This is a genomic window from Mesorhizobium sp. P3_A2 (assembly GCF_056403115.1).
Genome location: NZ_JBFUGC010000008.1, coordinates 19,903 through 32,020, shown reverse-complemented (window position 1 = coordinate 32,020; position 12,118 = coordinate 19,903). Strand labels below are relative to the sequence as shown.

At 63.9% G+C, this 12,118-nt stretch carries 11 protein-coding genes and 1 pseudogene; 11 read left to right on the top strand and 1 reads right to left on the bottom strand.

Annotated features, from left to right (window positions below):
* Positions 1-13 precede the first annotated feature (13 nt).
* The 3 genes and pseudogenes from ruvA to AC1DXM_RS18850 all read left to right on the top strand — a co-directional run bounded on the left by ruvA (position 14) and on the right by AC1DXM_RS18850 (position 2,759).
* Positions 14-634, top strand: coding sequence for a Holliday junction branch migration protein RuvA (ruvA, locus tag AC1DXM_RS18860; protein ID WP_477235095.1), 621 nt, complete (start codon positions 14-16; stop codon positions 632-634).
* 43 nt (positions 635-677) lie between these two features.
* A complete protein-coding gene (gene ruvB, locus AC1DXM_RS18855) occupies positions 678-1,715 on the top strand; it encodes a Holliday junction branch migration DNA helicase RuvB (protein ID WP_477235093.1) in 1,038 nt (345 codons plus the stop codon).
* A gap of 136 nt (positions 1,716-1,851) precedes the next feature.
* Positions 1,852-2,759: pseudogene (locus AC1DXM_RS18850) on the top strand (metallophosphoesterase).
* Here the strand turns inward: AC1DXM_RS18850 and AC1DXM_RS18845 are convergent.
* Positions 2,756-4,006, bottom strand: a complete 1,251-nt coding sequence (locus tag AC1DXM_RS18845; protein ID WP_477235091.1) for a glycoside hydrolase family 5 protein — start codon at positions 4,004-4,006, stop codon at positions 2,756-2,758. The pseudogene AC1DXM_RS18850 and the gene AC1DXM_RS18845 sit on opposite strands and share 4 nt — an antisense overlap.
* 65 nt (positions 4,007-4,071) lie before the next feature.
* Between AC1DXM_RS18845 and ybgC the strand changes: the two genes are divergently transcribed.
* The 8 genes from ybgC to tilS all read left to right on the top strand — a co-directional run bounded on the left by ybgC (position 4,072) and on the right by tilS (position 12,038).
* Complete coding sequence (ybgC, locus tag AC1DXM_RS18840) at positions 4,072-4,542, top strand: tol-pal system-associated acyl-CoA thioesterase (RefSeq protein ID WP_192258711.1); 471 nt, start codon at positions 4,072-4,074, stop codon at positions 4,540-4,542.
* A gap of 313 nt (positions 4,543-4,855) precedes the next feature.
* The gene (gene tolQ, locus AC1DXM_RS18835; RefSeq protein WP_454572991.1) at positions 4,856-5,566 is read left to right on the top strand and encodes a protein TolQ; all 711 of its coding nucleotides are present in this window, start codon (positions 4,856-4,858) and stop codon (positions 5,564-5,566) included.
* 11 nt (positions 5,567-5,577) lie between these two features.
* On the top strand, positions 5,578-6,030 hold the full coding sequence (gene tolR, locus AC1DXM_RS18830; protein WP_192258710.1) for a protein TolR: 453 nt from the start codon (positions 5,578-5,580) through the stop codon (positions 6,028-6,030).
* 7 nt (positions 6,031-6,037) lie between these two features.
* Positions 6,038-7,195, top strand: a complete 1,158-nt coding sequence (locus AC1DXM_RS18825) for an energy transducer TonB family protein (protein WP_192258709.1) — start codon at positions 6,038-6,040, stop codon at positions 7,193-7,195.
* Between the two features lie 40 nt (positions 7,196-7,235).
* On the top strand, positions 7,236-8,540 hold the full coding sequence (gene tolB, locus AC1DXM_RS18820) for a Tol-Pal system beta propeller repeat protein TolB (RefSeq protein ID WP_112559662.1): 1,305 nt from the start codon (positions 7,236-7,238) through the stop codon (positions 8,538-8,540).
* 262 nt (positions 8,541-8,802) lie between these two features.
* On the top strand, positions 8,803-9,309 hold the full coding sequence (gene pal, locus AC1DXM_RS18815) for a peptidoglycan-associated lipoprotein Pal (protein WP_112559660.1): 507 nt from the start codon (positions 8,803-8,805) through the stop codon (positions 9,307-9,309).
* Between the two features lie 211 nt (positions 9,310-9,520).
* The gene (gene ybgF / locus AC1DXM_RS18810; RefSeq protein WP_477235086.1) at positions 9,521-10,603 is read left to right on the top strand and encodes a tol-pal system protein YbgF; all 1,083 of its coding nucleotides are present in this window, start codon (positions 9,521-9,523) and stop codon (positions 10,601-10,603) included.
* 52 nt (positions 10,604-10,655) lie between these two features.
* A complete protein-coding gene (gene tilS / locus AC1DXM_RS18805; RefSeq protein ID WP_477235084.1) occupies positions 10,656-12,038 on the top strand; it encodes a tRNA lysidine(34) synthetase TilS in 1,383 nt (460 codons plus the stop codon).
* Positions 12,039-12,118 lie beyond the last annotated feature (80 nt).

The window sequence follows — 12,118 nt, the reverse complement described above, 5'->3', positions numbered from 1 at the left end:
AAGGCTATTGAGCATGATAGGCAAGCTCAAGGGCACACTCGATGAGATCGACGAGGATTTCTGCCTCGTTGACGTGCATGGCGTCGGCTATGTCGCCTATTGCTCGGCGCGCACTCTGGCCTCGCTGCCGTCGCCCGGCGAAGCGGTGGTGCTGTTTATCGAGACCTATGTGCGCGAGGACATGATCCGGCTTTACGGCTTTCAGTCGGTGCTGGAGCGCGAATGGTTCCGGCTCTTGATGACCAATGTGCAGGGCGTCGGCGCCAAGGTGGCGCTGGCCATCCTTTCGACACTGGCGCCGGCCGACCTCGCCAACGCGATCGCACTGCGCGACATCGCCATGGTCAGCCGCGCGCCAGGCGTCGGCAAGAAGGTGGCAGAGCGCATCGTCACCGAATTGAAGAACAAGGCGCCGGCCTATGCCGGAACCGCCTCCGGCACGATCGGCCTGAAGCAGGAACTCGGCGAGGGTGTCGCGCCGGCACCGATCATCGACGCCGTGTCGGCGCTGGTCAATCTCGGCTATTCCCGCGACACCGCGGCCAATGCAGTGGCGGCGGCGCTGAAGACGGCGGGCGAGGATGCGGATGCCTCGAAGCTCATACGTTTCGGGTTGAAGGAACTGGCGCGGTGAGCGGTTGCTTGCCCCCTCCTTTACCCTGTGCGAGGAAGGCGGCATGAGCCTTTCCCCTCGCCTCATTGCCCCGGAAAAGCGCGGCGAGGATGCCGAGCAGACTTTGCGGCCGCAGACGCTCGCCGATTTCGTCGGCCAGGCGGCGGTCAGGGCTAATCTCAAGGTCTTCATCGAAGCCGCCAAGGGCCGCAGCGAGGCGCTCGACCATGTGCTGTTCGTTGGCCCGCCTGGGCTTGGCAAGACGACGCTGGCGCAGATCATGGCGCGCGAGCTCGGCGTCAATTTCCGTTCGACCTCGGGCCCGGTCATCGCCAAGGCCGGCGATCTCGCCGCGCTCTTGACCAATCTCGAAGACCGCGACGTGCTGTTCATCGACGAGATCCACCGGCTCAATCCGGCGGTGGAGGAAATCCTCTATCCGGCGATGGAGGATTTCCAGCTCGACCTGATCATCGGCGAGGGCCCGGCGGCGCGCTCGGTCAAGATCGACCTCGCCCGCTTCACCCTGGTCGCCGCCACCACGCGGCTCGGCCTTTTGACCAATCCGCTGCGCGACCGTTTCGGCATTCCGGTGCGGCTCAATTTCTATTCGGTCGAGGAGCTGGAGCAGATCGTGCGCCGCGGCGCCCGCATCCTGCAAATGCCGCTCGGCGACGACGGTGCGCTGGAGATCGCGCGCCGCGCCCGCGGCACGCCGCGCATCGCCGGCCGGCTGCTGCGCCGGGTGCGCGATTTCGCCTCCTTTGCCGGTGACGGCCATGTCGACAGGCAGATTGCCGACGAAGCCTTGACGCGGCTAGAGGTCGACGCGCTCGGCCTCGACGCGCTCGATCGCCGCTATCTCTCCATGATTGCCCGCAATTTCGGCGGTGGGCCGGTCGGCATCGAGACCATCGCCGCCGGCCTGTCGGAGCCGCGCGATGCCATCGAGGACATCATCGAGCCCTATCTGATCCAGCAGGGTTTCATCCAGCGCACACCGCGCGGCCGCGTGCTGACCGCCAATGCCTGGCGCCATCTCGGCCTCGACGCGCCGAAGGACCTGGCGCAGCAGCAGATCAACCTGTTCCAGGAAGAGTAACGGAGATTTGTTCTTCGGAACGGTTTGTCTGCGCAGAATCTCCTCAAGCCTGCCAGCGTGAAGGCGCATTCCTGGATTTTATCGTGCGTCTTAATGTCGGCGCGGAACCGCTCCGATCAGGGTCGGAGCCGGGAAAGTGATCACCAGACGCGGGTTCCTGAAATTCGTCGGGAGTTCGTTCCTCTCGCTGGCTTCGCTCAGTGCCTATGCGGTCGGCATCGAGCCGATGCTGTTGACGCGTGTGAAGCGCTATCAGCTGACGCCGCCGCATTGGCCGGCGGGATTGAAGCTGCGCATCGCGGTGCTTTCCGACATCCATGCCTGCCGCCCCTGGATGACGCCGGAGCGGATCGCGTCGCTCGCCGTCGAGGCGAATGCCCTCAATCCGGATGTGATCCTCATGCTGGGCGACTATCCGGCTGGCACTCGAATGGTGACGGGTTGGGTGGATGCGTCGGAATGGGCGCCGGCACTTTCCGGCCTCAAGGCGCCACTGGGCGTCTGGTCGACCTCGGCAACCATGACTGGTGGGAAGACCGTACCGCCCAAAGGGTTGGCGCCGGACCGACGATTTCACGCAAGGCGCTGGAGGCCGTCGGCATTGCGGTGCTGGAAAACGATGTTGTGCGCCTGGAAAAGCACGGGCATGGCTTCTGGCTCGCCGGTCTTGCCGATCAGTTGGCGTTGCTCCCCGGCCGGGCCTGGGGCCGCAGTCACTTCAAGGGCCTGGACGATCTCGACGGCACGCTGGCGAAGGTCAGCGACCAGGCGCCGATCATCTTGCTCGCCCACGAGCCGGACATTTTCCCGAAAGTGCCGTGGCGGGTTTCGCTGACGCTGTCGGGCCACACACATGGCGGACAGGTCAGGCTGTTCGGCTATTCGCCCGTGGTGCCGTCCCGATTCGGCAATCGTTTCGCCTATGGCCATGTCATCGAGAATGACCGCAACCTGATCGTATCTGGCGGGCTTGGCTTCAGTATCGCGCCAATACGCTTCGGCATGCGGCCGGAGATCCTGCAGATCGATCTGGGTTCGGCCTAAGGCAGCGAGCGGATCGCATCCATCACGGCAGGTTCGGCCTTCTCGCCGTTGAAGGCGTCGACGATGCCAAAGGCGCCGCCAAAACTCCACACCGACCATGAGAAACCGTGCGCCTCGGCGCGCGCAATCATGTCCTTGACGTAAGCCGCGCGATACTGCGGCGGCATCACATAGGGATTGCCGTATTCCTGGCGGATCATGCCGAACTCGCCCAGTGTGATGTTTTCCGGCTTGATGCCGTTGGTTTTCGCCCACGCGTCGACTTTTTCGAACGGCGCATCCATGACGCCGAGCAGCTTTTCGTCCGTGTCCATGCTGGCCACCTGCTCGTCGAGATAGGCGAGCAGGCCGCTCCGCCTGGTCCACGGCGCCTCAGCCTTCATCTTGGCGCGGATCGCATCCAGCGTCGCATCGAGTTTGGCGCGCGGCACCGCGGTCAGCGGGTAGGGCAGGCCGGTGACATAGGGAATGAAATCGCCGGCCCAGGTCGCGCCCTGATGGGTCAGCAGGAACGGGTCGTAGGAGTGGAACGTCCAGATGATGTTGTCGTCAGGGATCGTCTTCGGGTCGATCCTGACCAGCGAGGCCGCGTTGGAATAGCATGCGCCGGTGAGGATAAGCGTCAGCCTGGTGGCAGAGGCGCGCGCGGCGGCGAACAGCTTTCGCTGACGCTCCGGCCACAGGCTGGTGCCGTCGCTGTCGCAGTCGACGATCGGCTCGTTCATCGGCTCGAAAGCGACCTGCGTCGGGTCCTCGGTGGCAAGCGTGCGCGCCATCTTGCGGATGACCTCGACATAGGCGTCGAAAATGGCGGGCTCGTCCATCACCTGGCCCATGCCGATCTCGCGGCCGCCACCGGCGGGGATCAGGTGCATGTCGACGATCACTTTCAGGCCGGCGCGGTTGATCATACGAGCCGAGTCCCGCACGCTGGCATAAAGGTCGTCGCGCAGCGCCAGCGTCTGGTCCGACATGAACGGCGAGGGATCGACCGGCATGCGCAGGAAGTCGAAGCCGGCGGCCTTCAGCGCCTTGAGGTCGTCCCCGTTGAGGAACTTGCGCCATTCCGGATAGGGCAAGATGGCTTGTCGGTCATTCCATTTGTCTTCCCCGACCCAGGTCGTCCATTGGTCGAGGTTAAGGCCGCGCTTCATCGAAAAGCTCGCGGCGTGGCCGGGCAGCGCAGACGCCGCCAGCACCAGTAGCGCCGCCATCAAGGTCTTGATCATCGCCGTCAACAGTGCCATCCGGTTTGCTGCGCTGGTGATTTTGGCAGGACAGGTGCCCCGCTTGGGGTAAAAAGGAAAGCGCGATGGACGATCATGGTGAATCGGCGGCACTCACTGCCGGGCTTTCCGGTACGCTGACGGAATTCGGCCATCGGCTGATGGTGCGGGTCTATTATGCCGACACCGATTTCTCCGGCGTCGTCTATCATGCGCGCTATCTCGAATTCTTCGAGCGCGGCCGCTCGGACTATCTAAGGCTCGCCGGCGTCCATCACACCGAACTTCACCAAGGCAAGCATGGCGAACGCATCGTCTGGGTGGTGCGGCGCATGGAGATCGATTTTCGTTCGCCCGCCCGCATGGACGATATCCTGACCATCGACACTCGCACCGAAGACATTTCCGGCGCCCGCATCGTCATGGCACAGCAATTGAAGCGCCGCGCCGAGGTGCTGGTCGAGGCCAAGGTCCAGGCGGCGATCATCGGTGAGAACGGCCGGCCGAAACGCTTTCCCAAGGAATGGATCGCGGCCTTCATACCGAGAGCAAGCTGATATCCAGGCATTCCGGCCTGCAATGAGCGGGCTGATCGGCAGCGCATTCGACTGTGATGGGCGGGCTGCCGTCGTCCCGGGGCGCGGCAATGCGCCGCGCCATATTTCCTAACCCATCCTTAACCATAACGGTTCATGAAGAGACTGGTGAAGATTGGAAGAATCCGTGCGCCTTCCTTTCACCAATATTTGCCCTGAAAAGGCCGCTAACGGTGCATTTTGGGGTAATCCGCAAGCCTAGCGCGAACGGACCACAAGGGATGCCCATGGGCCAGCCGCCAGCGATGCCCGGAAAATCTTAAGGACTTGAACGATGGAAAATATCGCACTCGCCGACCCGGCAGCGCATTTGTCGATTTGGGCGCTGTTCATGCAGGCCGGCTGGGTGGTCAAGCTGGTGATGATCGGGCTGCTCTGCGCTTCGATCTGGACCTGGGCGATCATCGTCGACAAGCTGGTCAGCTATGCCCGCATGCGGCTGGCGCTCAATCGCTTCGAACAGGTGTTCTGGTCGGGGCAGTCGCTGGAGGAGCTCTACCGCACGCTCGCGGACCGCAAGACCACCGGCATGGGCGCGATCTTCGTCGCCGCCATGCGCGAATGGAAAAAGAGTTTCGAGAAGGGCGCCAAATCGCCGCTCGGCCTGCAGACCCGCATCGACAAGGCGATGGACCTGGCGCTGACGCGCGAGATGGAACGGCTGGAGGGACGGCTCGGCTTCCTCGCCACCACCGGTTCGGCGGCACCCTTCATCGGCCTGTTCGGCACCGTCATCGGCATCATGACCTCGTTCCAGGCCATTGCCGCGTCCAAGAACACCAGCCTTTCGGTGGTGGCGCCCGGCATCGCCGAGGCGCTGCTGGCAACGGCCATCGGCCTGCTCGCTGCCATCCCGGCTGTTATCGCCTACAACAAGCTGTCATCGGACGCGAACAAGATCGCGGTGCGCATGGAAGGGTTCTCGGACGAGTTCTCCGCCATACTCTCGCGCCAAATCGATGAAAAAGTCGCACCGAAGGCCTGAGGAGCAGCAAGATGGGTATGTCGGTAGGCATCTCGGGACGCGGCGGACGCGGCCACAGGCGGCGCGGCCGCCATCACGCGCTGATATCGGAAATCAACGTCACGCCGATGGTCGACGTGATGCTGGTGCTGTTGATCATCTTCATGGTCGCGGCACCCTTGCTGACGGTCGGCGTTCCGATCGATCTGCCGGATACGCAGGCCAAGGCGATGAACGTCGATACCCAGCCGATCACCGTCTCGATCGACCCGGCCGGCAAGATCTTCCTGCAGGAGACCGAAATTCCGATCGACGAGCTGGTCGCGAAGCTGCAGGCAATTTCCAAGACCGGCTATGACGAACGCATCTTCATCCGCGGCGACAAGTCGACCGACTATGGCACCGCCATGAAGGTGATGGCCCGCATTTCGGCCGCTGGTTACAAGAACATCGGCCTGGTTTCATTGCAGGAACAGGAACAGTAGCGCCAAGATGCGGACCGGCCTCACCACATCGGTGATCTTGCACACGGTAGCGTTGGCTTTCGGGCTGTTCACGCTGTCGTCGCCGCCTGCCATGCCGGCGTCCGATGCTGAATCGGTCTCGGTCGCTATCGTGCCGGTAGAGGCCGTCGCGCAGACGCTGCAGGGCGACAAGAAGGCAGTGATGCGCGAAAAGCCGGCGCCGACCCCGACCAAGCGACCCGATATCGTGCCAGCGGCACAGAAGATTGGCGAGAACAGCGTCGATACCGACAAGCCGGTGACGGACGAGGCCAAGCCGAAGCCGGTCGAGAAAACAGCGACGGCTGCCCTGGCGCCGACGCCGACCGAAAAGCCGAAGACCGAGGACGCGCCGAAGCCTAAGGAAGAGCCGAAGCCGACACCGGCAACGGAAGTGGCGCCGGTTCCGCAGCCGAAGGAAGAGGTCAAGCCCGAGCCGGTCAAGCAGGCCGAACCGAAGCCGACCCCGGCGAAGGAGCCGGCGCCAGCGCCGCAACCGGAGACGACCGCCGCTATCGAGCCGAAGCCAGAGGTCAAGCCCGATGCGGTCGCCGAGGCCATAACGGAACAGCAGCCTCCGGAGGAGGCGCAGCTGCCGAATTTCGCGCCCGCGCCCGAAGCGCGACCGAAGCCGCAGCCGGCGCAGGCTGAAAGCGCCAAAGCGCCGGACCGCAAGGATGCCGACAAGCCGGTCAAGGAAGCCTCGTCCAAGCCGAAGTCCGAGGACAAGCAGTTCAACGCTGATGAGATTTCAGCTCTCCTCGACAAGCAGAAGCCATCCGGCGGCGGCGCCAAGCGCTCGACGCAGCAGGCGTCGCTCGGCGCCGACAAGACCCAGGGCCAGAAGCTGTCGCAAAGCGAAATGGGCGCTTTGTCGGATCAGCTCGGCGGTTGCTGGACCCTTCCCGTGGGGCTCGAGGGTTCGGAAAACTTCGTCGCCGTGGTCCTGTTCAACCTCGACGCCTCCGGCAAGCTCGATGGCCGGCCGACCGTCGAGAAATCGAGCGGAAACCAGCAGTTCGACGAGAGTGCGGTGCGTGCCGTCCAGAAATGCAACATGGCCGGCCTGCAGGTTCCTGCCGGCAAGCAGGATATCTGGGCCCAGGTTCGGGTCACTTTCGATCCCAGAGAGATGCTTGGGCTTTAAGTCTGGCGTCCACAAAATCAGTTAAGAGAAGCGAGACGACATGAAATCCATCCTCAAGCCGCTCCTGACGATTGCAGCCATGGCGCTGGGCATGACTGCCGTTGCCACCTTGCCGGCGCGAGCACTCGTCGAGATCAACGTCAACAAGGGCAATGTCGAGCCGTTGCCGATCGCGATCACCGATTTTCAAGGTGAGATTGGCGCCCAGATCTCCGATATCGTCAGCGCCGATCTGAAACGCTCCGGTCTGTTCGCACCGATAGACAAGAGCGCCTTCATCGAGAAGATCGCCAATCCGGATGCGCAGCCGCGCTTCGACGACTGGAAGGTGATCAACGCGCAGGCGCTGGTAACCGGCAGCGTCGGCAAGGAGGCGGACGGCCGCATCCGCGCCCAGTACCGGTTGTGGGACACTTTTGCCGGCCAGCAGATGTCCGGCGAGCAGTTCTTCGCCAACGACGCCAACACCAGGCGCGTCGCCCACATCATCGCCGACGCGATCTATGAGAGGCTGACCGGAGAGAAAGGCTATTTCGATACCCGCGTCGTCTTCATCGACGAATCCGGCGCCAAGAATGCGCGCAAGAAGCGGCTTGCCATCATGGACCAGGACGGCGCCAACGTCCGCTATCTCTCGGACGGCAAGTCGATCGTGCTGACGCCGCGTTTCTCGCCGAACCGGCAGGAAATCACCTATATGTCGTACGAAAGCGGCCAGCCGCGGGTCTATCTGCTGCAGATCGAGACCGGGCAGCGCGAGCTGGTCGGCAACTTTCCCGGCATGACCTTTGCGCCGCGCTTTTCGCCCGACGGCCAGAAGGTGATCATGAGCCTGCTGCGCGATGACGGCAATTCCAACATCTTCGCCATGGATCTGCGCAGCCGCTCGACGACCAGGCTGACCAACTCAACGGCCATCGACACCTCGCCGTCTTATTCGCCCGACGGCAGCAAGGTGGTCTTCACTTCCGACCGCGGCGGCCGCGCGCAGATTTATGTGATGGGCGCCGACGGTTCGGGCCAGACCCGCATCTCGTTCGGCGACGGCGTCTATTCGACGCCGGTGTGGTCGCCACGCGGCGATCTCGTCGCCTTCACCAAGCAGACGGGCGGCGAATTCCAGATCGGCGTCATGAAGACCGACGGCTCTGGCGAGCGCATCCTGTCGTCCGGCTTCCAGCAGGAAGGGCCGACCTGGGCGCCCAACGGCCGCGTGCTGATGTTCTTCCGTGACTCCGCCGGTGGCCCAAAACTGGTTTCCGTCGATCTCACCGGCCGCAACGAACAGTCGATCCCGACGGCGAACTTCGCTTCCGATCCGGCGTGGTCCCCGCTGCTGGAGTAACCACGTTTCAGCCGAGCCCCTGCTCGCTTCGTTGCAACTTGGCAACAGTGCCCTAAAAGCCCCGTTTTGGGGCTTTTTTCACGCCGAAGTCGCCTTTTGGCCGCATTTCCGCCTACGGTCCGCGACCATTGTGGCATCAGGTCCTTTCTGCTGCGGACGGGCGGCTGAAACCAAATTTTAACCGTGTTTCTTGAATGCCGGTTAACCCAAACGTGGTTACTGGGTGATCAACGAAATCACTCGAATACGAAGGAGAGGCGGCATGGGCCGTATCGCAGCACTTACCAGAAACCCGGCGATGATTGCGCTGATCGCGATGCTCGCCATCACCGGTTGCGCCTCGAAGAAGACCCCGAACAGCGCCGCCGACCTCGGTCTCAATGGCGCGGGTGCCGCAACGCCCGGCTCGGCGCAGGACTTCACGGTCAACATTGGCGACCGCATCTTCTTCGATACGGACTCGTCCTCGATCCGCGCCGATGCGCAGACGACGCTGTCGCGCCAGGCGCAGTGGCTCAACCAGTACAAGCAGTATGCCATCGTCGTCGAAGGCCACGCCGACGAGCGCGGCACGCGTGAATACAATCTGGCGCTTGGCGCCCGCCGCGCCGCCGCCACCCGCGACTTCCTGGTCGCCAGGGGTGTTTCGGCAAGCCGCCTGAAGACGATTTCCTACGGCAAGGAACGTCCGGTCGCGGTTTGCGACGACATCTCCTGCTGGTCGCAGAATCGCCGCGCCGTCACCACGCTCTCCGGTGCCGGTTCCTGATCAGCAAGACTGCGGCGCTTTAGTCGCAAAATTGCAACACCTGCATGCGAAAGGCGGCCATTGGCCGCCTTTTTCAGTTCCGGTCCCGGAAACAAAATCCGGAAACAAAATTTGGCCGAAGTCTCGCCTCCTGCTAAGAGCCGAGGGCGTCTGGCTGGTTCCTGTGATTGGAAGGCGCGAACAGGCTCACGAATTAAACGGCGAGAGGCACATGCATTTCAGATCGGTCTTGAGCGGCACGCTTGCGCTGCTGCTCGTATCAGGCTTCGCGGCTACTGCGAGCGGCACCGGACAACCCGCGGATAGCGGCTTTTCCTTCCATCTGCCGACGCTCGGCATTTTCGGCAAGAAGGAGAAGCCGGAGCAGCAACAGATCGCGCAGCAGCAGGACGGCACCACCGCTGCCAGCCTCGAAGAACAGCTGCGGCAGATGAACGGGAAGATCGAGGAACTCAATTTCCAGGTCCTGCAGATGCAGGAGCAGATGCGCAAGCAGCAGGAAGACAACGAATTCCGCTTCCAGCAGCTGGAAGGCGGCTCCAGCGGGCAGCCGCCGGCGCAGAAGAAATCGGAGGCGGCGCCGCAGGATGGCGATACCGGCAACAGCGTCGCCGAGGCCCCGGGAAGCCAAGCGCCGGCCGATTCGGGAGCACAATCGGATGGCGGCCAGAGCGTCGGCGAAGTCATCGTCGAATCGCAGACCGGCGATCCCGGCAAGGTGATCACCGGCACTCCGCCGAAGACGTTCGGCACCATCACTGTCGACAAGAACGGCAATGTGGTCGATGCCGGCGGCAACACGCAGGCGACCGCGCCGGCGGAAGGTGCGGCTCCCGCCGCCGAGGCGCCGGCGACCGGTCCCAAGGCCGGCAAGTCCGACGGAACGGTGGTGGCGGCGCTGCCTTCCACCAACGATCCGGAAGAGATCTACCGCAATTCCTACCAGTTCATCCTGTCAGGCGACTACAGCACCGCGGAGCAGGGTTTTCGCGACCACATCGCCCGTTTCCCCAAGGACGCCAAGGCGGCGGACGCGCACTACTGGCTGGGCGAGTCCCTGCTTGGCCAGCAGAAGTATCATGACGCGGCCGAGGTTTTCCTCTCCGCCAGCAAGGACTATCCGAAGGCCAAGAAGGCGCCCGACATGCTGTTGAAGCTCGGCGTGTCGCTGGTCGGTCTCAAGCAGAAGGATGTCGCCTGCGCCACCTTCGGCGAGATCGGCAAGCGTTATCCCGATATCTCGGCCGCGCTCAAGGAACGCGTCAAACAGGAAAGGGCGCTCGCGGCGTGCTAGTCTTCCCCTTGCATGTCGGCGTCCGGGGACCAGTTTTGGGCGACATGCATTGATGCTCGATACCGAGCCTGACCTTTCGGATTTTTCAACGATCGACTTTTCCAACGGCGCTGTTGCGGCCGTGTCCGGCGGCAGCGACTCGACCGCCCTCCTTCTTCTCCTCAAAGCTCACCTCGACCGCAATGCCCCGACAGCCAGGCTGGTGGCGGTAACGATCGACCACGGCCTGCGTCCGGAAGCGGCGGCTGAAGCACGCGCCGTTGCCAAGCTCTGTGCCGAGCGCGGTATCGCGCACCGCATACTTAGCTGGTCCGGCGACAAGCCGTCGACCGGCCTGCCGGCCGCGGCGCGCGAGGCACGCTACCGGCTGCTGGCCGAGGCCGCGCAGGCGCAGGGCATCGGTGTGATCGTGACCGGCCACACAGCGGACGACCAGGCCGAGACCGTGCTGATGCGAGCCGCGCGGAATGATGGCCACGAGCTTGGCGAAACGGCAGGCCGCGGGCTCGCCGGCATGGCGCCGGCCACCCTCTATGACTGGCGGATCTGGATCACGCGGCCGCTGCTCGGCGTACGGCGCGCGGCATTGCGGGCCTTCCTGCGGCGCGAAAATGTCGGCTGGACGGAGGACCCGACCAACACGGATGCGCATTTCGAACGGCCGCGCATTCGCGCCGTGCTCGGCGAAGACCGGAGCGGGCAGCGTTTTGCCGAGGCGATCGGCCTGGCCAGGCGTGCCGCCGCCGAGCGCGAGCAACTCGGCCGTCGCGCCGCCGCGCTGATCTGGGAATTTGCCGGCCAGCCGGCACCGGGTCTCATCCACCTCGAACCCGGTTTCGCCAACGCAGACGACACGCAAGCCGCGGTCTATGGGCTGCGTGTCCTGCTGGCGACGACGGGCGGCGTCGCCTTGTTACCGGACCAGGCGCGTAGTGAAGCGCTGTTCCAGCAAATGCAGGCCGGGCCGCTTTGCGCCACATTGTCGCGGACGGTCGTCGATAACAGGCGCACCGGCATCTTCATGTACCGTGAATCGCGCGACCTGCCGCCTGCCGCACCATTGGCGGCCGGACTCTGGGACGGTCGCAGGCGGGTCACCGAAGCAGAGGCGATCACATTGAGCGACAGTTCTGGTGCATTGTTGATCGCGCCGCTCGGCGCGGCTGCCGCGGCCAAACGGAGTGCCGGGAATGGCGCGCCAGCAAGCCTTGTCCGCGCCGCTTTGGCAGCGGAACCGGCGCTGTGGCGCGGCGGCGAATGCCTTGGCTTTGCAGGGGATGTAACGACGGCGCCGGCAATCGCCCTCAGCCCGACCGTTGCGCCTTTTGCACGCTTCCTGCCCAGCTTCGATCTGGCGCTGGCCAGGGCCGTCGCCGAACTGACCGGCGCGCCGCCGGTCCCGGCCTTGCCTTCCAGCCGCCACAGTGACCGTTGATGGTGGCGCGAAAGCTTAACCCAGACGTGCTGTTATGCTTGGCAAGGGGAGGCGCTCTCCCTATGTTAGACCCAAGTTTC

Excerpts from the sequence above, each read along its gene's own strand:
- tolQ (WP_454572991.1), top strand. The coding sequence starts at position 4,856 with ATGGAAAATATCGCACTCGCCGACCCGGCAGCGCATTTGTCGATTTGG.
- tolB (WP_112559662.1), top strand. The coding sequence starts at position 7,236 with ATGAAATCCATCCTCAAGCCGCTCCTGACGATTGCAGCCATGGCGCTG.
- ybgC (WP_192258711.1), top strand. The coding sequence starts at position 4,072 with ATGGACGATCATGGTGAATCGGCGGCACTCACTGCCGGGCTTTCCGGT.
- ruvB (WP_477235093.1), top strand. The coding sequence starts at position 678 with ATGAGCCTTTCCCCTCGCCTCATTGCCCCGGAAAAGCGCGGCGAGGAT.
- AC1DXM_RS18845 (WP_477235091.1), bottom strand. The coding sequence starts at position 4,006 with ATGGCACTGTTGACGGCGATGATCAAGACCTTGATGGCGGCGCTACTG.
- ybgF (WP_477235086.1), top strand. The coding sequence starts at position 9,521 with ATGCATTTCAGATCGGTCTTGAGCGGCACGCTTGCGCTGCTGCTCGTA.
- AC1DXM_RS18825 (WP_192258709.1), top strand. The coding sequence starts at position 6,038 with ATGCGGACCGGCCTCACCACATCGGTGATCTTGCACACGGTAGCGTTG.
- tolR (WP_192258710.1), top strand. The coding sequence starts at position 5,578 with ATGGGTATGTCGGTAGGCATCTCGGGACGCGGCGGACGCGGCCACAGG.
- tilS (WP_477235084.1), top strand. The coding sequence starts at position 10,656 with ATGCTCGATACCGAGCCTGACCTTTCGGATTTTTCAACGATCGACTTT.
- pal (WP_112559660.1), top strand. The coding sequence starts at position 8,803 with ATGGGCCGTATCGCAGCACTTACCAGAAACCCGGCGATGATTGCGCTG.
- ruvA (WP_477235095.1), top strand. The coding sequence starts at position 14 with ATGATAGGCAAGCTCAAGGGCACACTCGATGAGATCGACGAGGATTTC.